General features: G+C 65.4%; 24 protein-coding genes, 1 tRNA gene and 1 pseudogene. 11 read left to right on the forward strand and 15 right to left on the reverse strand.

Features of this window, described 5'->3' with window-relative positions; all coding sequences use genetic code 11:
• The first annotated feature begins 37 nt into the window (after positions 1–37).
• From gcvPA to AC6I6S_RS01310, 4 genes are all read left to right on the forward strand, one after another.
• On the forward strand, positions 38–1,375 hold the full coding sequence (gene gcvPA / locus AC6I6S_RS01295; protein ID WP_497947911.1) for an aminomethyl-transferring glycine dehydrogenase subunit GcvPA: 1,338 nt from the start codon (positions 38–40) through the stop codon (positions 1,373–1,375).
• Positions 1,372–2,856, forward strand: a complete 1,485-nt coding sequence (gene gcvPB / locus AC6I6S_RS01300) for an aminomethyl-transferring glycine dehydrogenase subunit GcvPB (protein WP_497947912.1) — start codon at positions 1,372–1,374, stop codon at positions 2,854–2,856. The genes gcvPA and gcvPB overlap by 4 nt, the downstream gene beginning before the upstream one ends.
• A 202-nt stretch (positions 2,857–3,058) precedes the next feature.
• A complete protein-coding gene (locus tag AC6I6S_RS01305) occupies positions 3,059–5,215 on the forward strand; it encodes a WD40/YVTN/BNR-like repeat-containing protein (RefSeq protein WP_497947913.1) in 2,157 nt (718 codons plus the stop codon).
• A gap of 3 nt (positions 5,216–5,218) precedes the next feature.
• Positions 5,219–5,686, forward strand: coding sequence for a hypothetical protein (locus AC6I6S_RS01310; protein ID WP_497947914.1), 468 nt, complete (start codon positions 5,219–5,221; stop codon positions 5,684–5,686).
• Between the two features lie 404 nt (positions 5,687–6,090).
• On the opposite strand, the gene AC6I6S_RS01315 is transcribed toward AC6I6S_RS01310, so the two are convergent.
• Positions 6,091–6,252: a DUF7838 family putative zinc beta-ribbon protein gene (locus tag AC6I6S_RS01315; protein ID WP_497947915.1), complete on the reverse strand. Its 162-nt coding sequence runs from the start codon at positions 6,250–6,252 to the stop codon at positions 6,091–6,093.
• 167 nt (positions 6,253–6,419) lie between these two features.
• Between AC6I6S_RS01315 and AC6I6S_RS01320 the strand changes: the two genes are divergently transcribed.
• The 3 genes from AC6I6S_RS01320 to AC6I6S_RS01330 all read left to right on the forward strand — a co-directional run bounded on the left by AC6I6S_RS01320 (position 6,420) and on the right by AC6I6S_RS01330 (position 7,448).
• Positions 6,420–6,953 carry a cob(I)yrinic acid a,c-diamide adenosyltransferase gene (locus AC6I6S_RS01320; RefSeq protein ID WP_497947916.1) on the forward strand — a complete coding sequence of 178 codons (534 nt, stop codon included), beginning with the start codon at positions 6,420–6,422 and terminating at the stop codon, positions 6,951–6,953.
• 103 nt (positions 6,954–7,056) lie between these two features.
• Positions 7,057–7,314 carry a DUF7553 family protein gene (locus tag AC6I6S_RS01325; RefSeq protein WP_497947917.1) on the forward strand — a complete coding sequence of 86 codons (258 nt, stop codon included), beginning with the start codon at positions 7,057–7,059 and terminating at the stop codon, positions 7,312–7,314.
• A 59-nt stretch (positions 7,315–7,373) separates the two neighbouring features.
• Positions 7,374–7,448, forward strand: a tRNA-Val gene (locus AC6I6S_RS01330).
• 291 nt (positions 7,449–7,739) lie between these two features.
• On the opposite strand, the gene AC6I6S_RS01335 is transcribed toward AC6I6S_RS01330, so the two are convergent.
• From AC6I6S_RS01335 to AC6I6S_RS01350, 4 genes are all read right to left on the reverse strand, one after another.
• Complete coding sequence (locus AC6I6S_RS01335; RefSeq protein ID WP_497947918.1) at positions 7,740–8,780, reverse strand: DNA-methyltransferase; 1,041 nt, start codon at positions 8,778–8,780, stop codon at positions 7,740–7,742.
• Between the two features lie 88 nt (positions 8,781–8,868).
• Complete coding sequence (locus AC6I6S_RS01340) at positions 8,869–9,438, reverse strand: hypothetical protein (RefSeq protein ID WP_497947919.1); 570 nt, start codon at positions 9,436–9,438, stop codon at positions 8,869–8,871.
• Between the two features lie 234 nt (positions 9,439–9,672).
• Positions 9,673–10,266, reverse strand: coding sequence for a YIP1 family protein (locus AC6I6S_RS01345; protein ID WP_497947920.1), 594 nt, complete (start codon positions 10,264–10,266; stop codon positions 9,673–9,675).
• A 2-nt stretch (positions 10,267–10,268) separates the two neighbouring features.
• A complete protein-coding gene (locus tag AC6I6S_RS01350) occupies positions 10,269–10,853 on the reverse strand; it encodes a thymidine kinase (RefSeq protein ID WP_497947921.1) in 585 nt (194 codons plus the stop codon).
• A 129-nt stretch (positions 10,854–10,982) separates the two neighbouring features.
• Here AC6I6S_RS01350 and AC6I6S_RS01355 point away from each other — a divergent pair, with 129 nt between their 5' ends.
• A complete protein-coding gene (locus tag AC6I6S_RS01355) occupies positions 10,983–11,642 on the forward strand; it encodes a hypothetical protein (protein ID WP_497947922.1) in 660 nt (219 codons plus the stop codon).
• A gap of 21 nt (positions 11,643–11,663) precedes the next feature.
• Here the strand turns inward: AC6I6S_RS01355 and AC6I6S_RS01360 are convergent, their stop codons facing one another.
• Both AC6I6S_RS01360 and AC6I6S_RS01365 read right to left on the reverse strand, forming a co-directional pair.
• The gene (locus AC6I6S_RS01360; RefSeq protein WP_497947923.1) at positions 11,664–12,284 is read right to left on the reverse strand and encodes an NADPH-dependent FMN reductase; all 621 of its coding nucleotides are present in this window, start codon (positions 12,282–12,284) and stop codon (positions 11,664–11,666) included.
• A 45-nt stretch (positions 12,285–12,329) separates the two neighbouring features.
• Positions 12,330–13,247 (reverse strand): HhH-GPD family protein, encoded by a 918-nt coding sequence (locus AC6I6S_RS01365; protein ID WP_497947924.1) that lies wholly within the window; start codon positions 13,245–13,247, stop codon positions 12,330–12,332.
• 118 nt (positions 13,248–13,365) lie between these two features.
• On the opposite strand from AC6I6S_RS01365, the gene AC6I6S_RS01370 reads away from it, so the two are divergent.
• Both AC6I6S_RS01370 and AC6I6S_RS01375 read left to right on the forward strand, forming a co-directional pair.
• Positions 13,366–13,689 carry a ribbon-helix-helix protein gene (locus tag AC6I6S_RS01370; RefSeq protein WP_497947925.1) on the forward strand — a complete coding sequence of 108 codons (324 nt, stop codon included), beginning with the start codon at positions 13,366–13,368 and terminating at the stop codon, positions 13,687–13,689.
• 94 nt (positions 13,690–13,783) lie between these two features.
• A complete protein-coding gene (locus AC6I6S_RS01375; protein ID WP_497947926.1) occupies positions 13,784–14,746 on the forward strand; it encodes a winged helix-turn-helix domain-containing protein in 963 nt (320 codons plus the stop codon).
• A 147-nt stretch (positions 14,747–14,893) separates the two neighbouring features.
• Here AC6I6S_RS01375 and AC6I6S_RS01380 read toward each other — a convergent pair whose 3' ends face one another.
• Both AC6I6S_RS01380 and AC6I6S_RS01385 read right to left on the reverse strand, forming a co-directional pair.
• Positions 14,894–15,619 carry an archaeal proteasome endopeptidase complex subunit alpha gene (locus tag AC6I6S_RS01380; RefSeq protein ID WP_497947927.1) on the reverse strand — a complete coding sequence of 242 codons (726 nt, stop codon included), beginning with the start codon at positions 15,617–15,619 and terminating at the stop codon, positions 14,894–14,896.
• Positions 15,619–16,293, reverse strand: coding sequence for an Ntn hydrolase family protein (locus AC6I6S_RS01385; RefSeq protein ID WP_497947928.1), 675 nt, complete (start codon positions 16,291–16,293; stop codon positions 15,619–15,621). Before AC6I6S_RS01385 ends, AC6I6S_RS01380 begins: the two co-directional genes overlap by 1 nt.
• A gap of 114 nt (positions 16,294–16,407) precedes the next feature.
• On the opposite strand from AC6I6S_RS01385, the pseudogene AC6I6S_RS01390 reads away from it, so the two are divergent.
• Positions 16,408–16,918 (forward strand): annotated as a pseudogene (locus AC6I6S_RS01390) (hypothetical protein).
• A gap of 4 nt (positions 16,919–16,922) precedes the next feature.
• Here AC6I6S_RS01390 and AC6I6S_RS01395 read toward each other — a convergent pair.
• From AC6I6S_RS01395 to AC6I6S_RS01420, 6 genes are all read right to left on the reverse strand, one after another.
• Positions 16,923–18,266 (reverse strand): aminotransferase class III-fold pyridoxal phosphate-dependent enzyme, encoded by a 1,344-nt coding sequence (locus tag AC6I6S_RS01395; RefSeq protein ID WP_497947929.1) that lies wholly within the window; start codon positions 18,264–18,266, stop codon positions 16,923–16,925.
• 54 nt (positions 18,267–18,320) lie between these two features.
• Entirely contained in the window at positions 18,321–19,613 is a 1,293-nt protein-coding gene (locus AC6I6S_RS01400) for an MgtC/SapB family protein (RefSeq protein WP_497947930.1), read from the reverse strand.
• Positions 19,614–20,039: 426 nt separating this feature from the next.
• Complete coding sequence (locus AC6I6S_RS01405) at positions 20,040–20,315, reverse strand: PadR family transcriptional regulator (protein WP_255167254.1); 276 nt, start codon at positions 20,313–20,315, stop codon at positions 20,040–20,042.
• Between the two features lie 398 nt (positions 20,316–20,713).
• Positions 20,714–20,860 (reverse strand): DUF8555 family protein, encoded by a 147-nt coding sequence (locus tag AC6I6S_RS01410; RefSeq protein ID WP_497947931.1) that lies wholly within the window; start codon positions 20,858–20,860, stop codon positions 20,714–20,716.
• A 53-nt stretch (positions 20,861–20,913) separates the two neighbouring features.
• The gene (locus AC6I6S_RS01415; protein WP_497949279.1) at positions 20,914–21,381 is read right to left on the reverse strand and encodes a DUF7528 family protein; all 468 of its coding nucleotides are present in this window, start codon (positions 21,379–21,381) and stop codon (positions 20,914–20,916) included.
• Positions 21,382–21,516: 135 nt separating this feature from the next.
• The gene (locus AC6I6S_RS01420) at positions 21,517–22,170 is read right to left on the reverse strand and encodes a hypothetical protein (protein ID WP_497947932.1); all 654 of its coding nucleotides are present in this window, start codon (positions 22,168–22,170) and stop codon (positions 21,517–21,519) included.
• Between the last annotated feature and the right edge of the window lie 74 nt (positions 22,171–22,244).

The following is a 22,244-nucleotide window of genomic DNA, read 5'->3' on the forward strand; positions in this document are numbered from 1 at the left end:
CGGCCCGAGACCCTCGCACGACGATCAGATTACTACCATGCACGGATCACACGCTACGGGGAGCCCGTACGCTCCCCACACCGATGACGATACGGCGGCAATGCTCGAGGCGATCGGAGCCGCATCGGTCGACGAGCTCTTCGACATCCCCGAGGAGGTGCAGTTCGACGACGAGTTCGGAATCGATGCCCGCAGCGAGCGGGAGACACGCGAGCTCGTCCGGTCGATTCTCGGGCGAAACGACGATCTCACGGAACTGCTCGGGCGAGGCCACTACGGCTACTACGTCCCGTCGTTGGTCGACCACCTCGCCGACCGTTCCGAATTTCTGACCTCCTACACCCAGTACCAGCCGGAGGTGTCCCAGGGCTTTCTCCAGGCGCTGTTCGAGTACCAGTCGCTGCTGGTCGAACTGACGGGCCTCGAGATCGCGAACTGCTCGATGTACGACGCTGCGACGGCCCTGGGGGAGGCCGCGACGCTGGCCGACCGCGCCCGCGAGACGAGCGGCCACCGCGTACTCGTCCCCGATCTGTTGCTCGAGGGCCGACGAAGCACTCTCGAGAACTACGTCGCCGGCACCGATCTCACGATCGAGACCTATCCGACCGACGACGCGACCGCCGACCTCGAGGGGCTCGCGGAACTGGTCGAGGAGGACGTCGCGATGATCTACGCGGAGAACCCCACCGTTCGAGGTGCGATCGAAGAGCGACTGTCCGAGATCGGCGACCTCGCGGCCGACGCGGAGGCGCTGTTCGTCCTCGGTACCGACCCCGTTGCGCTCTCACTGCTCCAGCGCCCGGCGGACGTCGGCGCCGACGTCGTCGTCGGCGACGCGAGCGTCCTCGGCCTGCCCACGAGCTACGGGATGGGGCTCGGACTGTTCGCCACCCACGAGCGATTCCTCCGGCAGGTACCGGGACGGCTCGTCGGCGTCAGTGAGGACGCGACCGACCGCCGCGCGTTCACCCTCACCCTCCAGACCCGCGAACAGCACATCCGCCGCGAGCGGGCGACGAGCAACATCTGTACGAACCAGGCGTGGGTCGCCCTCCGGACGGCGATGCACGTCGCCTCCCTCGGCCCGTCGGGAATGGTCGACCTCGCGAAGCAGGGCGTGACTCGAGCCGACGACCTCGCCGAACGGGTCGACGAGATCGTCGGCGTCAAAGCGCCGGTTCACGACCGCTGGCACTTCCGGGAGTTCGTCGCCCACGTCGACCAGCCCGCACAGGCTGTGGCAGACGATCTCGAGGACCGCGGGTTCGCCGTCCACGTCGTCGGCGAGCACGAACTCCAGTGCTGCGTTACGGGGGTCAGCGACGCGAAACTCGACGCGTTCGTCGACGCGCTCGCGGAGGTGGCTCGATGAGCGACGACCGCAGTCCCGGCGAGCAGGCGCCGGGCGGCCAGTCCCGGTACGATCAGGCACGGTACGTCCGCAACGGCCAGTACGAGCCGTTGCTCTCTGAGAAAGACCGGACGAGCGTCGAGATAGACGAAACTGACTCGCCGCTTCCGGACGACCTCACGCGGGACGGCCTCGAGCTACCCGAACTCTCCGAACCCGAACTCGCGCGCCACTACACGCGCCTCTCCCAGATGATCTACGGGATCGATAGCGGCCCCTACCCGCTGGGATCGTGTACGATGAAGTACAACCCGAAGTTCACTGAGGACGTGGCGGCCCTGCCGACGGCCGCGGTCCACCCCGACCGCTCCGAGGCGTCGATCCAGGGCACCCTCGAGGTGCTGTATCGACTTCAAGACTACCTCGGTCGAATCGGCGGAATGGACGCCGTCACGCTCCAGCCGCCGGCGGGCGCGGCCGGCGAGTTCGTCGGCATTCGCGTCGCGGCGGCCTATCACGCAGCCAACGACGAAAACCATCGTGACGAGGTGATCGTCCCCGAGTCTGCCCACGGCACCAACTTCGCCACCGCGGCGCTGGGGGGGTACGACGTCGTCTCGCTGCCCAGTGACGACGACGGTCGGGTCGACCTCGAGGCGCTCGAGGCCGCTCTCTCCGAGCGCACTGCGGCGCTGATGCTCACCAACCCGAACACGCTCGGGCTGTTCGAGCGCGACATCGCCGAAATCGCCGACATGGTCCACGACGTCGGCGGGCTGCTATACTACGACGGGGCAAACCTCAACGCGCTGCTCGGGCGCGCCCGCCCGGGCGATATGGGCTTCGACGTGATGCACTACAACGTCCACAAGACGTTCGCGACGCCCCACGGCGGCGGCGGTCCCGGCGCCGGCCCGGTCGGCGTTACCGAGGAACTCGCCCCGTTCCTGCCCTCCCCGCGGGTGCGCGAGCGGGACGACGGCGAGAGCGGCTACGAACTGTTCGATCCCGAGCAGTCGATCGGTCACGTCCACGGCTTCCAGGGCAACTGGCTCGTCCTGCTCAAGGCCTTCGCCTACATCGCTCGGCTGGGCGACGAGGGGCTCGGCGACGCCAGCGCGAAGGCCGTGCTCAACGCGAACTACCTCGCGAGTCAGATCGACTACGAGGTGCCGTACGGCCCGTTCCACCACGAGTTCGTCGCCAGCGCGGGCGACCAGGACGCGGCCGACGTCGCAAAGCGGATGCTCGACTACGGAGTGCACCCGCCGACGACGAAGTGGCCCGAGATCGTCCCCGAGGCGCTGATGACCGAGCCGACGGAGGTCGAGAGCAAGGAGACGCTGGACCAGCTCGCCGCCGCGTTCTGCGCGGTCGCCGACGAGGGGGACGAGGTGCTCGAGGCCGCCCCCGAGCGAACCGCCGCCCGGCGAATCGATCAGACGAGCGCGGCGCGCAACCCGCGGCTCTCCTGGCAGGCGCTGACCGACGACAGCTCGTAACGCCGACCCCCTGCTGTTGGGTGCTCAATCGCCGGCTCGTGTCGGGATAATAGCCGGTAGAAATAGATCTCTCAGATCAATCTAGCCTGGACGAATATTGTCCTAGATCGTTTGAGCTAGTACACTCGAGTAGAAATTCGACCTTTCGGTTGGAGTTACCCAAAATACCTTCACTCAGGTTGTGATATCGGCCGGGTGAGGTATGAGGAATAACGACCACTCGAGACGACGGTTCTTACAGCTGACGGGCGTCGGAATCGCTGGCGCGGCTGCGGTTGGCGGCGTGCCGGTCGGTGCCGACGACGGCGACTGGGTCAGCAGCGAGTCGCCTACCGAAGAAACCCTCCACGATGTCGTCGGGACGAGCCAGGGTCCGTTCGCCGTGGGCGGCGGTGGCTACGCGCTGCTCCGCCGCGAGGACGGCTGGGACGCAGTCCTCGAGCGTGGACCGACGACGGAATCGAACCCGCTGCGAAGCGTCGACGCGACCGACGACGGCGACCGCGTCTGGTTCGCCGGCGGGAGCGGCGTCGTGGCGGTGTACGACGTCGAGGACGAGCAGTTGACCGACTACTCCGCGCCGATGGAGAAAACGAGTACCTGGGAAGCCGTCGCTGTCGCCGGCGACGCCGGTGCCGAGACGGTTCACCTGGTCAACGGCTCCGGCGAGTACCTCGGCGGGACCGTCACCGACGACGGCGGGGTCGACTGGGGCGAGGTGATCGAACCCGGTGGCGGCTCGAGCGCCCTGGGCATCGACTTCCTCGACAGCGAGACGGGGTACGTCTGCGACACGACCAGCCAGGTGTACGAGACGACCGACGGTGGCGAAAGCTGGGAGACGATCGGCATCGGCGGCGCCGGCGTAGGACTCCTGGATATCGCGGCGGCCGCCCCGGACGATATCAGCGTGGCCGCCGAGGACGGGATCATCTACCGTTACGACGGTGCGAACTGGACGCCCATCACCGTCGGCGAAGGGACGGTCCACGCCGTGGACCGAACCGAAGACGGCGGACTGGCAGCGGGGAGCGAGGGTGCGACCTACAACTACGACGGCGGCGACTGGACGCGGGTCGACACGCCGACAGAGAACGCGCTGTACGGGGTTGCTCTCGATACGTCTGGCTCCTTCCCGGACGTCGCGGCTGGCGACGGGGGTACCATCGTCGAGCGCGGCGAATACGACGGTGATCCGATAGAGGAAGAGGAACCAGCGCCGTGGGTCCAAGCCGACTCCCCGATAGAGGGAACGCTCCACGACACCGTCCACGCGGACGGCGCGTACGCGGTCGGCGACGAGGGGTACGTCCTCGAGCGAACGACTGACGGCGAGTGGTCGATCGCCGTCGAACGCGGCCCCACCGCCGAGGGGAACGTGCTCAACGCGGTCGCCTCGACTGATCTCGGCGGGGCAGTCTGGTTCGCTGGCGGCAGCGGCGTTCTCGGCGAGTACGACACTGCCGAGGGGCTGCTCACCGACTACTCCGCGCCCGAGGAGAAGACGAGCACCTGGGAAGCCATCGCCGTCACCGGGGTCGCGGGCGAAGAAACCGTCCATCTGGTCAACGGCTCCGGCGAGTACTTCAGCGGGACGAAGCAGGCCGACGGCAGCATGGAATGGAACGAGGTGGTCGAACCCGGCGGTGGCTCGAGCGCGCTGGGAATCGACTTCCTCGATTCCGACACGGGGTACGTCTGCGACACGACGAGCCAGGTGTACAAAACCGAAGACGCCGGCGAAAGCTGGGAGACCGTCGGCATCGACGGCGCCAGCGTCGGGTTGACCGACGTCGTTGCCCGAAGCGAGGACGAGATCTACGTCGCGGGCGGCGACGGCACCGTCTTTCGGTACAACGGCGCCGTCTGGACGAAGCTCTGGGCCGGCGGCAGCGAGTTGCTCGCCATCGACGCGACCGATGACGAGGTGGTAACGGCCGGTTCCGAAGGGACGGTGTACGAACGGCTGACTCGCGAGTGGAAGCGAGCCGAAACCGGCGTCGAGACGACGCTCCGTGGAATCTCGCTCGACGACACGGGACTCTCGCCCGCCGTGACGGTCGGAACCGACGGCACCATCCTCGAGCGCGAGACGGACGAAGCGGACGAGGGAGACGGCGACCTCGAGCCGATCGGGGACGCCGACTACCCGCCGCAGGACCTCACCGACGACGGGCTCTACGAGGACGTCGACGGCGACGACGAGCTGACCGAGGACGACACGCAGCTGTTCTACGACCACCTGGACGATCCGACGATCCAGGAGAACCCCGAGAAGTTCGACTTCAACGGCGACGGCGAGGACGAGGTCGACCTGCTCGACGTACAGGCCCACTACCAGCTCGTGGAGGAGGAGTAACCCATGTCACGACACGATACGACACCAGCACCCGATCCGAACCCGACTGTGGTCCGTCTGGACCCGGCGGACAGACGAATCGAGCCGGGAACCGAAACGACGATCGACGTGATCGTCCAGCGAATCGACGAGGAGGGCGTCGGCGTCTACGATCTCACCGTAACGGTCGACGGTCCCGCGACCATCGAGGACGCCACGGCGGGCGGAGACCCGAGAGAGTCACTGACGACGACCGAAATCGACGAGTCGGGCACCGAAGCGAAAACGAACGCGATTTCGGCGAGCGTCGACGGTCCCGGGCGCGAGCCGATCGCGACGCTGTCGGTTCGCGGCGACGAGGACGGCGACGGCCACGCCTCGCTCTCGCTCGAGGTCCGGACGCTCGGGACGGAAGCCGGCGATACGTACGACGTCCAGAAAGAAATCGGCGCGGACGTCCTGGTTCGCTCGCGCGGACGCGGGAGACACTAACACTACGGATCCGCCCGAGAACGGCTAGACCGGCGGTCATCGTTTCGCGGGTGACTGCCGGGTTGCCGCGTCGTCACCGTGCAGAACCTGCACACCATGGCCACGGAGCACGGCCTACGAGTTCTAACGGAGCGAGCAGGGAGACCCCCGGGATCGAGTGTGGTCGCTGCCGAGTCGCCGGTACTCCTGGCTCGTCTGCTCAGTCAGTATCGCGACATTCTGTTTATCTATACCTCTCGCGTCACGGTTCACACGGTAGCAGCCTTCCACCCGATGGACAGACGCCGCGTTCGACCAGAGCCACCTCGGGCAGGCACCGGTACGCTGCCGGTCGACCAGAATCCATCCCCAAAAGACGTTCATGGGAGGACAGTTCCTCGTTCTGAGTTCGATACTCGAACCGGTTAGGCGGCGCTCGAGTTGATCCCGTTGATCGTCACGAATCCGTAATCGCAGTCCGGACAGTGCCACTTGATCTTCTCACCGAGGTGGAGTGTCGTACTCGCCGCGCGGTAGAACGTTCGCTCCCCGCAGTTGGGACACTCGTGGTCGCGTTCCTGAGCCATATCCTCCCGTCGTGTGCCGAGCGAGTTTAACGTACTGATTTGGTCGTTCGACGATCGATGCGCGCCCGAGCCACGACTGATACACCATATGGCAATATACAGAATTGGCCCCGACGGTCGGGAGTCTCGACAGCGGAATTAAGTACGGAGCCGCCTTCGCCTCGGGTATGCCGATCTACACCGGGCGCGGTGACGACGGGGAGACGGATCTGCGAGATATGAGCCGCGTTTCGAAGGCCAGTCCACGGATCGAGGCCTACGGAACGGTGGACGAACTCAACGCGCTCGTCGGAACGACCCGCCCGACGGGCTACGCGGACGTCGACGAGAGGCTGGAAGCCGTCCAGAATCACCTGCACATCGTCCAGGCCGACTTCGCCAATCCCGACCCCGAGGAGGACGACCCCGCCGTTCGTGCGGCTCACGTCGAGGAGATCGAATCGTGGATCGACGCTTTCGACGAGGAACTCGAGCCGCTTCGATCGTTTATCCTTCCGACCGGAAGCGAGTCGGGGGCGAAACTCCACCACGCGCGGGCGGTCTGTCGGCGGGCCGAGCGGCGGGCGGTCGCCCTGGCGAGCGAAGAGGAGATCAACGAGCAGGCGGTCCAGTACCTCAATCGCCTTTCGGACGGTCTGTTCACGATTGCCCGCGTCGTCAACCAGCGTGACGGCGAACCCGAAGCGAGCCCATCGTACTGACCGCGCCGCCGAGTCTAATATCAGTCGGAATAACAGTCACAGATGTATTTCTGTCTTCCGCAAAAATGATTTAATTGGTCCCGTCGTAAGTTCGACCACTCTCATGAGCAAACACTTCGACGACGCTCAGTACTACCTGAAACGAGCGGGTGAACACGCGAAACTCGGCGTGAAAGAGAAACTCGAACCGATCGAGGCGAAGGTCCGAGAGCTGACGGGGCGCGAAAAGGAGCCCGAACCGGGTCGCGTCGAGGGCCTGATCGACGATGTGAAAGACGCCGAGAAAAAGGCGGAAGGCGACGCTCGGGAGGCGCTCGGGAACGCTCGAGAAAGACTCGAGGAGTACCGGTCGAAGGAGTAGCCGCGTCGCTCGCTTTTGAAAGGAAGTCTTAAGTTCGATGCACGGGTACCAACGGGTGCGGGTTGGTGATCTAGTCCGGTTATGATACCTCCTTCACACGGAGGAAGTCGGCAGTTCAAATCTGCCCCAACCCACTACTTCTGTCGCGAGCAACTCCGCGAGCGACAGGATTGTGACGTTGGGCAGTTTGAACCAGGCGAGTCGCGCGCAGCGAAGCGAGCACGTCTCGACGAGGTTCAGATCTGCCCAAACCCACCACTTCTACCGCGAGCGGCGTCGTACTGCTAGGCAGATCTGAACCGCCTGCCCCGGTCTCTGACCTAACTCTGCTCGTTCCGTTTCTGACGGAACGGATTCCGTGGAGCGATGCTCTGGCCCGCAACGCAGCCGGCTGCGAGGACGGGGGTATCCTCGCCGAAGCTGTCCTACTCGAGACTCGCGTGCTCGAGTCGATACCCCTCCTCGGTCCGTTTGACGTCGTCGACCGCGGGGAGTCGAAGCCGTGACTCCATCTTCGTCATCACGGGCGTCTCGTAGTGGTCGGCATCGTACTCGAGGTCCGACCCGTCGGCCCGTCGCTCGGCGACGAACTCCCGGTGGCGCTCGAGGCGCTGGCGGCTGACCTCCCGCGAGAGCGCCGGTACGTCGTCGACGCGCTCGTCGAAGACGGAGACGAAGGCGTCCTCGAGTTCGACCCCGACCGAGTGACGTCCCGCACACATCGCAGCGAGACCGGTCGTTCCGGTGCCGAAGAAGGGGTCGAGAACGGTGTCGCCGTAGATCGAGTACATACAGAGCAGTCGGTAGGGGATCTCGAGGGGATACGCCGCGGACCGCTCCCGGAGGTCGTCGTCCCCGGCCAGCGACTGGAGTTCACCGCGAACGTCCGACCAGACGTCCGAGAACCAGCGATTGCGCTCCTCCCAGAAGTAAGCGGCCTCGTAGCGACGGTCGGCGCCGGGCGGGAACGACCGGCTCTCGGACCCCTTTCGGAAGATCAGGATGTACTCGTGCTCGAGGGTGACGTAGGCGTTCGGCGGGATCATCCCGCTTCCCATGAACTTCGCGGCGCTGTTGGCGGGCTTTCGCCAGAGCACGTCCGGAAGCGGATCGAAACCCCGTGATTCGAACGCCTCGAGCACGCGAGCGTGATTCGGATAGACACGAAAACTATCGTCGATCGACCGGGTTGCGTCGCCGACGTTGATGCAGGCGATGCCGCCGTCGACCAGCACGCGCTCGACCTCGTCCCAGACACGATCGAGCTGGGTGTGCATGGCGTCGAACGCCCGGCGACCATCGCCGGCCTCGAGCGCCTCGCCGATCTCGGAATCGAACGCCGCGAACAGCTCGTCCCACATCTCGATCATTGGATACGGCGGCGACGTGACGACGAGTTCGACCGATTCGTCGGGGACCGAGAGGTTCCGGGAGTCACCGACGATGACGCGGTGGGTCGTCTCCATTGCTCACACTGTCGGCGTCGGCCCCTTAGCTCCTTCGTCAACTGGGAAAAGTAGAATTCGGTCCCGCCTGCTCAGCGAAACAGACTCCTCACTCTTCGATTTCGTTCTCGTTTTCGTCTTCGTCTTCGAACTCCGCATCCTCCTCGTCGACCGATTCGGAGTCGACGGCGGGTTCGAACTCCTCGATCGGCTCCCACTCGTCCTCGTCGTCGGATTTGAGACGGCGTCGAATCAGCGCGATACCGGCCAGCGCACTCAACGCGAGTACGAGACGGGGCAGTTTGCGCCCCGATTCTTCGGCTTCCGCGTCGGCTTCCTCGACCGCAGCGTCGGCCTCCTCCTCGTCTACGGCGTCAGTTTCCGCTTCCGTCTCTTCTTCCTCGGCGAACTCCTCGATGATCTCGGGCTCGTCGATGTCTTCGAGGGGCGTCTCCTCGAGATCGCCCTGCTGACGTCCGGCGAGATAGCCGACGGCCGCCCCGAGGCCGACGAGCGCGCCCACCAGCGGCAGGGTCGGTTTCGACTCCTGTTCGGTCCCTTCCGACTCCTCGACGGCTTCGAGGATCTGTTCGCGCATCGGTGACTCCATTCCCTTGCCGACTGCTTCCTTGACGAGACGCTCAGAGAGGCTCTCTTCCTGTTGCTCCTTTTCGGGCATATTGCGGTGGACGACATCCCTGTAAATAGTTCTGTCCAACGTTTCGATCAGTTTGGCCCAACTCGCTCGAGTTACTGACTGCCTAACGGGTGATGAACGGAAGCTAATACGTTGTTAACCGGTCTCCGGAAGCCGATAACCATGGGATTAGTTCGCACATCTGATGAATTCGATCTCGACGGCTCACCGAACTGTACCAAGCGATTACCGGTCGAAACCGACGGCGACGGCCGGTCACAGCGGAATGCCGATCGCCTCGAGCGCCTCGAGGCCTCGGAAGCCGTAACCGAACACGAGGATGGCCGGAACCGCGCCGGCGACCGTCGCCCGAAGCGGGGTCGTACCGTGAACGACTCGCAGACCGACGATCAGTAGGACCGCGCCGTAACACGCGAGAACGGCCCGGAGCTCCGGGATCGGGACGCCAGCGAGCGCACAGGGGGCCGTCGAGTACGCGATCACCTGGACGGTCTGGCTGATTCCGGCCCGGTTTTCGACGACGACCATCAGAGCGAGCGTCTGGATCGCGGAGACGAGGTGCAGTCCAAGGGGCGCGACGAGCAGGACGACGATGCTGAGCCAGAAGAGGCCGGCGAGCGGACGCGAGATTCCCTCGATCGAGTAAACGCCGGGGACGAGCAGAAATCGGGTCGTCTCCGAGACGAGGACGACCGCCATCAGAAACGTCAGTCCGGGTGCCTGATCGCCGGGAGCGACGGCTGCCCGGAAGAACCGGTGTGGCCGGACGAGCACCTCGATCCAGGCGCGCAGGAGGGCTCTCGGGCCACGGTCTCGACCGCCCTCGGGGTTCTCGATCCAGCGGGTCATTCTCAGTCGGTCCGGAGCGTGTGGCAGTGGCGACAGCGCGCCTCGTAGGACTCCTCGGCGCCGACGAGGATCGTCGGGTCGTCGACGTGGGCGGGGTCGCCGTCGACCAGCCGCTGGTTGCGGGTGGCGGGTTCGCCACAGACCGCACAGATGGCGCGGAACTTCTCGACGTACTCCGCGACGGCGATCAGTTGTGGAAGCGGTTCGAACGGTTCCGCGCGGAAGGTCTGGTCGGTGCCGCTGACGATGACGCGCCGGCCGTCGGCCGCGAGGCGCTCACAGCAGTCCACCAGCGACGTCTCGAAGAAGTTCGCCTCGTCGAATGCGACGACCTGCTCACCGTTGAGTTCCTCGAAGACCCTCTCGAGATCCGCGTCGGGGTCGACCGCGAGCGCCTCCCACTGGCGGCCGTCGTGGGAGCCGACGCGGTCGGTACCGTAGCGATCGTCGAGAGCGGGGGTGAAGACGGCGACGTCCTGACCGGCGATCTCCGCGCGTCGAAGCCGCCGAAGCAACTCCTCGGTCTTCCCGGAGAACATGCTTCCGGTGACGACCTCGATCCACCCACTGTTCGTGATCGCGTGCATCGAGTCGAATCGGGGCAAGCGACGGTTAAAGGGTTTGCCAATTCACTTCCTCGAACCGGACACGGAAGCTAACTCTGCGGTGAGATAATGTCTTCCATAACAATACCATCGTGGCGAGCACCCGATTGTATGAGTGTTATCCGGCGACCCGGGCTGTTTGCCCGGAGCACCCGCAATCGTCTCGCCGGACTAACTGCTGGCGTCGCTGCAGCGGCTGTCGAAGCAGTGACCGTGGGGCTGTGGTTCGTCGTCATCGCGGTCGAACCACGAACCGCAGTCGCCGCGCTGTTCGGACTGTGTATCCTGTTCTGTGGTGCGCTGCTCAGAGCGGTCGTCTTCGAGGTCGCGACGGCCACTCTCCGGAGCCCCTTCCGACCGGATCGGCTCGCTGTCGCCCTCGCGTTGACCGCAAGCTGGCTCTGTTGGCTCTTCGTGGCCGAAACGATCGACGGACGGACCGGCGTCCTCGTCGCAGGGCTTACGCTGGCGGCCTTGCTCGCCGTCCAGCAGGGACTCGAGTCCCGGGTGTTCGGGCCGAACGAGCTCCGAGCCCAGTCGCGAAGCGAGCGGACGATCGCAGCCGTTGGTCCGGCCGCGCTCGTCGCGACCGGGGCGACGATCCTGCTCGCGTCGGCCTGGTTCACCGAGTGGGCCGTGACGACGCCGCTCTCGCTCGATGTCGTGGACGTCGTACTCCGAATCGAGGCGTTCCAGATCGGCGTTCTCGTCTTCGGGCTGTTCGCGTTCCTCGCTCAACAGCGACGATTTCAGCGGCTGTTGGCACCCTGACCGGGTCGGCGACGCTGTCGGTTACTTCCCGCGAGCCCCGACGTTCTGGTCGCTCTCGAAGGAGTTCGGATCGGGTTCGATCCGCGCGTACTGAACCGCCCGACGCCCCAGCGTCGCGACGCGCTCCTCGAGCGAATCGTCGACGAACCGGCCGCTCTCGATCGCCGAACTCGGGCGCGGAATCGCCACCTCGTGGGGGATCACCCACGCGTTGAGCGCCCGACACACCGACCGCAGGTGCTCGAGGGCGGTCACCGGAAACGCGCCGCCAGAGACGGCGAGCAGGCCGACGGTCTCGTCTCTGAACTCGTCGAACCCGCAGTAGTCGAGCGCGGCCTTCAGCGGCGAGGAGTACGAGCCGTGGTACATCGGCGTGCCCAGAACGATCGCGTCTGCCCCACGGACGCGTGTCGCGAGGTCGTCGGCGTCGCCGGCCGCCTCGCGGTCGACGTCTGGATCGAACGTCGGCAGCTCCCACTCTCGCAGGTCGAGCAACTCGGTTTCGGCGCCGCTGCGTTCGGCTTCTTCGAGAACCCGCTCGAGGGCGATCCGGGTGTAACTCTCCTCGCGTAAGCTGCCACAGACCGCGACGACTCGAACCGGCTCCGTGACACCTTCCGCCTCGTGTTCCGTCGAATCCATACAGCCTCGTCACGCTCCGGCGGCAAAAACGTCCGCTCCGCGGGGCTACCGGCGGAGCCAAGCGACGGTTTCGCTCTCGCGCTCGTCGACCGTCACCAGTCCGTCCGCCGAGAGGTCCGAGAGCAGTCCCTCGAGCCACTCCCGACCGTGGGTGCCCTCCGGGCTGTAGTCGACGCGAACCCGGTGTCCGAGATCGTCGAGCGGGAGTTCGTCGTACTCGCGGAGGGTTTTGATCACGCGCCCGCGGAACTGTCGACGGCTTCCCTCGAAGCTCGGCTGGGTGGGGACGTCGGGCGCGGTGAAGTCACCGCTCGCGTAGGCCCCACACCACTCTCGCCACGGACAACCGACCTCGTCACAGCGGGGCTGCTTGGTACAGGCGACACCGCCGAGTTCCATGATCGCGTTGTTCCAGATTCGAGAGTCCCCCTCGGGCATGAGCCGGTTCGCGACGTCCTCGAAAACCGCGTCGTCGTCGGGAACGTCGAAGGCGCGGTAGCAGACCCGCTTGACGTTCGTATCGACGACCGCGTTACCGTTGTTGAACGCGAAACTCGCGACCGCGTTGGCGGTGTAGGGTCCGACGCCCATCAGCTCCTCGAGCTCGCCGGGGCTCTCCGGAAACGCCCCGTCGTACTCAGTTTCGACCTGGCTGGCGGCCTCGTGGAGGTACTTCGCCCGGTTGTTGTAGCCGAGGCTGTGGCTCGTCCAGAACCCGACCACGTCCGCCCGGTCGGCCGTCGCGAGGTCGGCGGTCGTCGGCCACCGCTCGAGGAACTCCACCCAGGCCTCTTCGACGCGCTCGAGCTGGGTCTGCTGGCTCATCACCTCGCTGACGAGGATGGCGTAGGGGTCGTCGGTTCGCCGCCAGGGAAACTCGCGGTGGTCGCCCTCGTACCACTCGATCAGCGCCTGCTGGACGGCCTCGAGATCATCGGGCAACTGGACGTCGGCCTCGGTCATCGGCGGGGGTTAGGAGGGCTGGCGTTTAGGCCCACTGGTGTGGACCGACGGGCGCGCGCGGGCCGCCCGCCGGCGACGGCACGAAAGGACTATCCGACGGGATTGACTCCAGCCGAATATGAGCCTGGACGATCTCGACGACGATCTCACCGACGCCTACGCCGACCTCGGCGACGAACTCGCCGTCTCGCTCGACCGCGAGACCAGAAACGAACTCGCCTTGCTCGAGTGTGCGCTCGGTCCCGACGAGTCCGACGAACTGCTCCGTCGGGCGGTCCACATGCTGTTCCAGACCGCCGTCGACACCGGCAATCTCGACTTTCACCTGCGCTCGAGCTACGACGTCACCTACGACGAGTACCTCTCGGGGATGACCTACGGGGAGATGACGGGGGCGGACCAGTATCCGACGCTGGACGACGAGCGCCGGTACCAGTTCTAGGCGTTCGACCGCGCTCTCGGACGCACGTCGTCTCCCGAGCCGAAACGCCGTTCCGTCCGTCAAAGATTTACGCGCCCCGGTCGCAGACGACGACATGAGCGACCCTGCCGCGGGCGGCGACTCCCCGCCGCCGAGCGACGCTTTCCAGGCGCTCGGCAACGAGGTCCGGATGGGCGTCGTGCGGACGCTGTCGGCCGACGGGCCGTGCTCGTTCTCCGCGCTGTACGCCGACAGCGGCGTCGACACCTCGGCGGGCTTCGCCTACCACCTCCGCCAGCTCGACGGCGAGTTCGTCCGCAAACGGGCCGACGATCGGTACGAACTCACCTACGCGGGCCGGGAGGTCGGGCGAGCGATCCGCGCGGGAACCTACACCGACAGCGTCGACCGCGATAGCCTCGCCCTCGAGGAGCCGTGCCCGTTCTGTGCCGAACCGGCACTCGCGGCACACGTCTCGGACAACGTCTCGCAGATCGCCTGCGAGGCGTGTGACTCGCCGGTGCTCTCGCTGTCGTTTCCGCCGAGCGGCTACGCGACGCGAGACGCCGACTCGATCCCGGCAGCCCTCGATGCCTACCACCGCCGTCGGCTGCTGACGTTCGCCGACGGCGTCTGTCCGGAGTGTGGCGGGGCTACGACGGCGGGTGTCGAACCCGCGACCGAGCCCCAACCGGACCGAACCGACGACCACGGCCCCGTCCAGCTGGCCTTCGATTGTGATCGCTGCGGCGTGGCACTCCGGTGTCCCGTCTCGCTAACCGTTCTCGACCACCCGGCCGTCGTCTCGTTCTACCACGACCACGGCGAGGACGTCCGTCAGCGCCCGCTCTGGAACGTCGGCAGCGAGTGGCGCGAACGCGTCGTCTCGCGCGATCCGTGGTGTATTCTCGTCAGTTCGCGACTCGAGGACGAGTCGTTGACCCTGTACGTCGGCGGCGACGGCACCGTCGTCGAGAGCCGCCGCCGGGCGGTCGACGAGCGGGCGTCCGAGTCGGAGGGAGCCGACGCACGGGCAGACTCGAGCGACGACCGTACCGAAGACGGCGCGGCGGTCTGATCTGCGGCCGCGTCACGCGGGGGCTCTCCCCACGGAGCGACCAGCGCGAGCCAGTCGCTGCCGACACGAGCCGGTAACTATCGTAGCCACTGAAAGTCAACGCACACCTGATCGCACAGCCGTCGTCCGATCAGTGTGTAAACCGTTTCAGTCGTTACTATGCGTGAGCCCGGCGTCGGTGAGCGCCTGTGCACGCCGGGCGGGAGTGAATCGCTCGATTCCGTCGGTGTCGATCGTCGCGATGTCGACCGCATCCGCCGACAGCGCAGTTTCGCGGTTGTCGGCGAGCGCCTGAAGCGCCACCCGCAGGCCGGCGTGTTCGTCGAGGTCGTCCGCGTAGGCCGACTCGAGGCTCGCCCGGATCGCCTCGCTGTCGCTGCCGACGGCCGTGGCGCGCCACCGTCTCGCCAGGCCGGACGGGTCGAGTTCGTAGAGTCGCGGCTCCGCGTCGACGCCGCCGACCAGCAGAGCGGTCCCGAACGGGCGGGTGCCGCCGGTCTGGGTCGACTCCTGGACGTAGTCCGCGAGCGCCGTCGCGACCGGTTCGACCCCCGGTGGCTCGCCGTATCGGAGTCGCTCCCCCTGGGCGTACTGGCGGGCGTAGTCGACGAGGCGTCGACCGTCGGCGACGTGTCCCGCCGTCCCGGCGACGAGCCGGCCGTCGACGTCGTGCAGTTTCTCGACGCTATCGGGAGCGAGCAGCGGCGAGGGTGCGCGGCTCTCCGTGACCAGCACGACGCCGTCGGCCGTCTGTACCCCGACCGCCGGCGCGCCGCGTGCGACCGCCTCGCGGGCGTACTCCACCTGGTAGAGCCGACCGTCCGGCGAAAAGGTGGTCGTTCCGCGGTCGTAGGCTCCCTGGTTCGACTGCATTAGCTCGCCCCCCGGACGTCGATTTCGACGCCCGATTCCGTGACGGACGCTGCGGTGACGCCGTCCCCGCTGGCGGTGTCGCGCTCGCTCGCGGCCTCGACGGCGGCGACCGCGGTCGAGACGGCCTCCTCGAGTTCGAGGTCGCCGCCGACCCGGCGCTCGAGGACGCCGTAGGCGACCTGCATCCCGCTGCCGCCGGCGGCATATGCGTCTTCCATGACGCTGCCGCCGCCGTCCAGTTCGTAGACGTGGCCGCCGGTTTCGTCGACGCCACAGAGCAGCGGGGAAACGGGGCTCCCGCGAACGAGTGTGCCCGCCGTCCGCGCGAGGGCGGTCATGCTCATCGGCTCACCCCGGCGGGAGGCGTACAGACTCGCCTCCGCACGGAGCCGTTGAACGAGGTCCTGGGCCGGGCCGACCGATCCCGAGATCGCCATCGCGGCGGTCGGGTGAACCGTCGAGATTTTTCGGACGTCCTTGTTCGCGGTGAACCGGCCGCCGAGGCTCATCCGTTGATCCGCGGCCATCGCGACGCCCTCGCCCGCTCTGATCCCCACGATGGTCGTCCCCGTGGTAAACCGAGGGCTGTCGGCGGCAGCCGACTCTCCTTTCTCCTTCCGATACGTGGAAGCGAAGCCGCTCGACCCGTCGAACTGCTGATCGTGTCCGGTCATCACTCGAGTACTCGGCCTTCGGGAAGATGTATGTTAGCTAAAATATATTTTAGCCGGCCGAGAATGCACTGGTTGGTCCAATCTATATACTCGGTGTCGGTGTCGAACGACTGTATGAACACTCAGTTTCTCGTCCCGTTGCGGGATTTCGGCGTCCGCTCGCTCGTGACCCACGCTATCATGGCGATCGCCTTCGTGGGGGCGCTCGTCAGCGGCCTGTTCGTCGGCGGCGACCTCGGCGTCCTTTCGTTCGTGGCGCTGCTCAACTTCACCGCCGGCGTGTGGGTCTGTCAGTCAATTCACTCGCTGGGTCACGCGACGACCGACGACGAGTACGACGGCGTCCTGGAGGTGCTTTCGAGGTATGTCCGCTAACTCGTCGATTCCGGGCAGCCGGTTCGCTCGGCTGTTGACGCTGATCGCGGCGGTGACGACCGTCTCGCTTCTGACCTCGGCGAGCGTGCTCCCCGACGACGCGCTCTCGATCGCGGTCGTCGCGATCGGAAGCATCGCCCTCGTGACGGCGATGACCGGATTTCTGATCGCTGCAGGGTCGTCCTACGACGCGTCCGAACGAGCCTGGCAGCAGCGAGTCGACGGCGAACGGGGCGACAGACAGCGGTAGCGACCTACGCCATCTCCGCTGCGACGTCGTCGATCGCCTCGAGGAACAGCTCCGCGCCGAGGTCGATCTCGCGGGCGGTGACGTCGAGCGGGGGCAGCAGCCGCAGGGTCTTGTAGCCACAGCCGAGGGTGAGCAGGCCGCGTTTCATCGCTGCCTCGACGACCGCCTCGCGGCGGGCCTTGGTGTCGAACTCGACGGCGAGCATCAGGCCGCGTCCGCGGACATCGGTCAGTCCGGGAGCTTCACCCTCCTCGAGTCGCTGCCGGAGCTGATCGCCGCGCTCGCGGACGTTCGCGAGGAGGTTCGCCTCGCGGATCGCGTCGATCGTGAGCACGCCCTGCAGCGAGGCCATCATGTCGCCGGCACCCCAGGTCGAGGAGATCCGTCCTTTTTCCTCGGAGAAGACGTCCGAACGGGAGATGGTTGCACCCACGCGAAGCCCCTTCGCACTCGTTATCACGTCGGGGGTGACCGGGAGGTGGTCGATCCCCCACATCTCGCCGGTGCGGCCGAGGCCCGACTGGATCTCGTCGGCGATGATCTTCAGGTCGAAACGGTCCCGGAGGTCGGCCAGGTCCTGCGCGAAGCCGTCGTGAGGGACGCGGTAGCCACCCTCGCCCTGGAGCGGTTCGAAGATCAGGAAGGCGACCTCGTCGGGGTCGATAACGCCCTGCTCGGGGTCGAGTTTGTCGGCGACGACGTTGCCGCCGGGGCCGTCGGTCCGCCACTGGGTGTCGTACATCTCCTGGGTCGACGGGTAGGGGACGCTAACGACGCCCGGCACCTCGGGGTAGCCCTTTCGGTGGACGGCCTTGGAGCGGTTGAGCGAGAGAGCACCGAGGGTCCGGCCGTGGAACGCGCCGTCGAAGGTAAAGGCGCGGTGGCCGCCGGAAGCGTAGCAGATCTTGATCGCGTTCTCGACGGCCTCAGCGCCGGAGTTCGAGAGGAACACCCGATCCATGTCGTACTCGCTCGTGAGGTCGACCAGCCGCTCCATCAGCTGAGTCGGGCCGGGGAAGTCGGCGTTTTCCGGGCTGCCGCCGCCGCTGACGTAGAAGTCCTGGCCGGCGATCTTGAGGGGATCGACCAGATCGAACTCTCGAAGTTTGTCGACGATCAGTGGGTTGTTGTATCCGAGCGGTGCCGCCGCGACGTGACTCGTAAAGTCCATGAGCACGTTCCCGTCGACGTCCGTACAGAACGGTCCAACCGCCGGCGCCTGCGCGTCCCAGACGAAGTCGTAGACGTACGTGCTCGGCGCCGAGAACTGGTGATGATACTCCGCCCAGCGTTCGGCACGTGCTCCGGGAACAGTATCTACCTCGGGAACGACAGTCTCTCGGTCCATGGAGGATCTGCGCAAGCAAATGATTAAAAATATTCGTTGTGGTTCCCGAAACTCTTAGACGACGACCACGATAGAGGCGACCGCCCCACCAACCAGCAACACGACGCTGTACAGCACGACCCGGTTTCTGAAGCGGGCATTGGCCGACGTCCCGGCCAGTACAGCCTTCACGACGATGCTCGACACCGTCGCCAGCAGGATGGCGATGGTCGCCTCGGCGGACGAGAGCTGGCCACCGCGATAGAGGACGACGGCCGACGTCGTCGCCCCGGCGCTCGAGATCAGCCCGCTCGCGGCGGCCGTCGCGTAGAATCCGAGCGTGCCGAACCACGTTTCGGCGAGCGAACCGAATACGAGGACGACGAAGAACACTGCCCCGAACCCGAGCGCGTTCTTCAGCGAGAACGGGTTCTCGAGGTTCATCGGCGCCGATTCGCGCCAGTCGGCGGTGAGTCCGGCGATCAGAACTGCAAGCACCACGACCGTCCCGAGCGGGACGATCGCCTCGAGCAGCGGCGAGACGCCGCTCCCGACGGTGAACGCGACGGCGATCCCGAGGTTCCGTACCGCCATCGCCGCGTCGGCGAGCAAGATCGCGGCGACGGCGTAAGAGGCGGCGTCGGGGCGCTGGCGGACGTGGTCGAGCATCGTCCCGACGACGGCCGTCGAGGACGCCAGCCCGCCGAAAAAGCCCGTGACGGCGATCCCCCGCCCGCCGTACGTCGAGACGATCGCGTAGTTGATGATCCCGATCCCGGCGACGGCGACGACCATGAGCCAGATAACCTGGGGCTCGAGCGGTACCGTCACGCCGCCGAGGGTGAGATCGTACGCCGATGGCAAGAGCGGATAGACCACGAACGCGAGGATAGCGAACTCGATCGTCGAGCGCATCTCCTCGCGGCTGAGCCCCCACGCGAACTCGTGAAGCTCCCGTTTGAGGACCAACAGCAGCGAGGAGAGCACCGCGACGGTAACGCCCTCGAGAATGAACTCCGCGGCGACCAGTGCGCCGACTCCGTAGGCGACGAGCATCGAGACGGACGTCGTCAGGGAGAGCCCCGTCCCCTCGTCGCCGAGGAGTCCCTGAATGGCGAGCAACACCCCCTGGACGATGACGAGCAACCCACCGAGCACCAGCAGGCCCTCGCCAACGTCGGCCTCGAGGACGAGGATCGTGAACACCGCACCGAGGAGGCTGATCAGCGAGAACGTTCGGATGCCGGCGGACTTCTGGGACCACTCGCGCTCCAGGCCGAGGAACAGTCCGAGTGCACCGGCGAGCGCGATCCGGACGACCGTCTCGTCGAGCGGTGCCTCGAGAAGCTGTAACGAGACTTCGTTCACTGCCGACAGTTCGACGTATCGGTACTTAACCGCCGCGACCCCGGAACGATTCCGTACCGTGATCGATACTGGTCGTGAAACGGGTTACCCATCGATCGCAGTCAGCCGGCCGAAACGGTCGGTTTCGACCGGCGAGTCGCAACCGAGGGTACAATGACTTTCAACGACTACGCAAGCGGTGTCCCGTCTCGCGGACAGTAGTCGTCGCTCGTCTCGGTCGTCTCGTACCCACAGCGGGGACAGCGTCGTGTCCGCGGAGGGTCGTCGCTGGTGTTCCGATCTCCGATACCGGGAACGAGAAACGGAACGAACGGGAGAAACAAGAAGAGTAGAACCGTCTCGAAATACAACCAGGCGGCGATGCTCGCGGCGAGGTCCGACCGCCAGGCCTGCCAGCGCGGTTATCAGTCGGGACGAACGCACGTACTACAGGTCGACGTACTGTCCTTCCCACTCGCGACGGGCCTCGAGTTCGCGTCGGCCGCGGCGGGTGAGCGTGTAGAAGTTCGTCCGCCGGTCGCGACGCCCCTTCTCGACTAACCCCTTCTCGACTAACGTATCGAGGTTGGGGTACAGCCGACCGTGGTGAATCTCCTTTTCGTAGTACTGTTCGAGTTCGTCCTTAATAGCGAGCCCGTGGGGCTCTTCTTCCCCAGCAATGACAAAGAGCAGGTCACGCTGGAATCCTGTCAGGTCGTACATTGGGTAAGTACCGGTCGTACTTACTGTCGAATTTTAATAAGTATGTCGGGTCGTTTCGGCCTGAACACCGATATTACCATCGACATCGGTCTTTTTCAGCGTCTGGAAAATGATGCGAACGATGACGGGTATTCGACCACAATCGTATAACTCGAAATTCATGTCTGCAAGTGGGATAGTTTCACCGTGAACAGTTGGAACACCGGTGACTCTCGAGTGATCTGTGGTAAACAGGAAAGCAGATCGCGTGACGTGAAAAGGGTCACGCGATCGCTTGCCGCCCTGAATTGGTCCCCGCTGACGCTTCGGCCCTCCAAGCGAAGCGTCATGTGAAGAAATTCGCTCTCCGTACTTAAATGTACCGACAACGTCTTCGGATATGATACGTCCTCGCCGACTCAGATGTGTTCTTCCTCGAGAACCCACCCGAGTGCCCGTTTATAATGGGTAAACATCTGTCTGACCCCGTCGTGGCGCATCTCCTCGCTCTCGAGTTGTTCCGTGAGATATTCGTACTGCTCGCGGATTTCGGCTTCGTCGCGCATACTACCCGGTACGAGGGGCGAGGATGAAACCTCTGGCGGCGGCGGCTCGGCGCTTACTCCTTACGGCCCCCATCCGTTTCACCGGAAAGATCCGCTTTTCGAGCGGTCAATGGTTGTTTCGAGAGCAGGTCACAGTCGAACGCCGGCCGCTCGACGTAGTGCCAGACGAGCATGTGTCGGCGTCCACCGGTCAACCCGGCCGTGCCGACGTCGGTTGCGGTGAACTGAGTGGGTAACTCCTCGAATAATCGGCGACACTGATCGAAAGAGTCGAACACCTTTCGATGACCGGCGGAACTGGCGCCGCGTCTCGAGACGACGTAGGAACCGTCGGTGCGGTGATGGCCGACCGTATGGCAGAATTCGTGGGTTTCGGTGAGCGCATCCGACAGCCGGTCGCGCAGTCTGGCGGCCTCGCGTCTGGTGAGTTCGTAGTCGTTCGCTCCGAGAACGAGGCGGAGCCGGTCGTCGGTACCGACGGTGACGCCGACGTCAGTGCTGCCGGAGAATTTCTCGATCAGGAGACTGGTAGCTCCGTGTCATCGTACCTACCCGTTCGGGCACCACGCACGAAAAGATTCCGGCAGCGACCGCTCGTTGTGGACGAGACGCAAAAAGCGGGGGATCCGTGGGCGTACTTCCCAACGGGGTGTCGATTACTCGTCGGCGGCGCCGTCGTCGCCGTCGTCCATCATACCGTTTCCGAAGGTGAGCGTGACCTCCTCGTCGTCGCCGTCGATGGTGACGTCCTCGTCGGTTTCGTCGCCGTCGTGTTCGGCGTAGACGGTGTAGTCACCGTCCTCGAGGTCGGTGAACTCGACCTCACCGTCTTCGTCGGTCTCGTCCTCCCACTCGGCGTCCGTCTCGTCTTCACCGGCATCCTCGCCGTTCTCGTCGGTTGCGTTCTCTTCGCCGTTCTCGTCGGTTACGTTCTCTTCGCCGTTCTCGTCGGTTGCGTTCTCTTCGCCGTTCTCGTCGTCGGTATCCTCTCCGTCGTCCATCAGTCCACCGTCCTCCTCGAGCCAGACGGTGGCACCTTCGACGGGTTCTTCGTCCTCGTCTTCGACGGTAACGGTCAGCGTGTACGTCTCGTCCTCGTCGTCCATTCCGTTCTCGTCATCGTCGGCCATTCCGTTCTCGTCCTCGTCGTCGTCCATCGGATCGTCGGCGGCGCCGTTTTCGTCTTCGACGCCGTTAGCGCCTTCTTCGTCGTCACCGGGACCTTCGTCGGTACAGCCGGCCAGCGCAAGGGCACTTGCAGTTCCTGCAGCGGCAACGAACTTTCGTCGACTTAGTCTACGTCGGGACATATATCCGGATAGTACGGTCCCATCTGTTGGCCTGCGGCCTGCAACTGCCGTACATTAATCACATGTTGACTATG

The organism is Natrononativus sp. DTA114, from assembly GCF_059736515.1.